This is a genomic window from Microvirga calopogonii, from assembly GCF_003347665.1.
Taxonomy (GTDB): domain Bacteria; phylum Pseudomonadota; class Alphaproteobacteria; order Rhizobiales; family Beijerinckiaceae; genus Microvirga; species Microvirga calopogonii.
On sequence record NZ_QDGA01000236.1, the window covers coordinates 1 to 1,565 of the forward strand.

Annotated in this window: 2 protein-coding genes and 1 other RNA gene; all 3 read right to left on the reverse strand. The window is 58.7% G+C overall.

Translation table 11 applies throughout. From position 1 onward, the window contains the following. The coding region (locus DDF70_RS36170) for a hypothetical protein (protein ID WP_162820912.1) at positions 1–251 on the reverse strand (251 nt) is incomplete at its 3' end. Positions 252–327: 76 nt separating this feature from the next. Next, positions 328–712, reverse strand: a transfer-messenger RNA (tmRNA) gene (ssrA, locus tag DDF70_RS36175). 416 nt (positions 713–1,128) lie between these two features. Further along, the coding region (locus DDF70_RS36185; protein ID WP_205772631.1) for a CarD family transcriptional regulator at positions 1,129–1,565 on the reverse strand (437 nt) is incomplete at its 5' end.

Below are 1,565 nucleotides of genomic sequence, written 5' to 3' on the forward strand. Positions count from 1 at the left end.
GTCAGGCGATCCGTGAACTCGAGAATATCCTGGTCGATGGGACGTTTGCCACCGCTGGCCTCAAAGTACCGCAACCGCATCTCGTCCGGCAGAAGCAGATAGAAGTTGTCGCTCTTCACGTCGACGTCGAAGATATCGGTGACCTTCACGACCTGATCGCGCGTGGCTGGTGCCTCGACGCCGTCGCCAGTCGGGAAGACCGTGGTTCCCTTGGAAACGCGGATGTAGCCGCCGACCTGAATCTCCAACATTTGTTCTTCGTCTCTCTGTTATGGGGGCAGCGCGAGCTGGGAAGGTCAAGGGTCTGAAAATGGGAACGGCACCCGAAGGTGCCGTTTCTGTTGCTAGGCTATCCCGAGCCCCGGATGGTTACGCCGCGAGGCGCACCGCACCCATGTCAACGTTGTCGTTGGCATTTATGAATTTGCACTATCAAGGCCGTAGCTCAGCCTAATCGCAACCTAGCCTTTATTGCGCCCAGTCGAACCCATGTCGCCCCCCTCACAAACACACCGGGGCAGCGGCCCGACCTCAACGAAAGGCCAGTCGCCCAAACCCCGTCCTGCGGTACCTGGACGGCCGGTGTGCTTGTGGTGGAGGCGGCGGGAATCGAACCCGCGTCCTAAACGCCTATTCCACTCTGCCTCTACGATCATAGTCAGGCGAACCTGACATATCCGATATAGGGGTTCGCCAACCTGATTACTAGGCACAAGATCTACAATCGCGTCTGTCGAAGAAGGAAGGGCTGCTTAGCGACGTCGTGGATCTCTGCTCTTCACCCGAAACTCACGCCATGCAATGATGCTGGCCTGGACTGCCTCCCCGGTCGTCCCATTCCGCCACTCCCCGTTCATGCGCTCACACGGGAATGGAAGGATGTATGTGCCGACGTGATCCTCTGCCAGAACCTGCACCGGCAGCCCACAGCCCGGATACCCGTCGGTTGTGAAATCCTTTAAACGGGCAGTTCGCGTTACCATGCACCCGCTCCGAGTATTCCGATGTACCAATAGATCGATGGGGCAACGCTACCGTAGAAGCACGATGATACCAATAATGCCCTGAGCTTAGATGGAGCAGCACTCAACGTTAACCGGTCTCTCGTTCAACGGGAAGGGTCGTTCCCTATGCCGCCGCTTCGTCATCGGGCCCCTCCGGTTCTTCGGCCAGGGTCTTAGCCTTGTTGAGGTGAGGAGCTTTGGCCAAGCTCTGTTCGATCAACTTGCGAGCCTCGGTCTGGGTCAGCCGGCTGGATGCTGCCACCTCCTTGATCATGAAGTCCAGGGCGCCTTCGAAGATCTGCTGCTCGCTGTAGGAAGCCTCCTGCTGCTCTGAGCCGCGATTGAGATCCCGCAAAACTTCAGCAATAGCTGTCAGCTGCCCGGTCCCGATGCGCTCCTGAAGGTCGTTCGAGCGCCGGCTCCACACGCCGCGCTTGGCCATTGCCTTTCCGCTCAGGAGGTCGAGGGCCTGCTCCACCACCGCAGGTTCCGACAGTTTTCTCAGGCCGCTGCTCTTGGCTTTCGTTAGGGGAACCCGAAGGGTGAGGCGATCCTTATCGA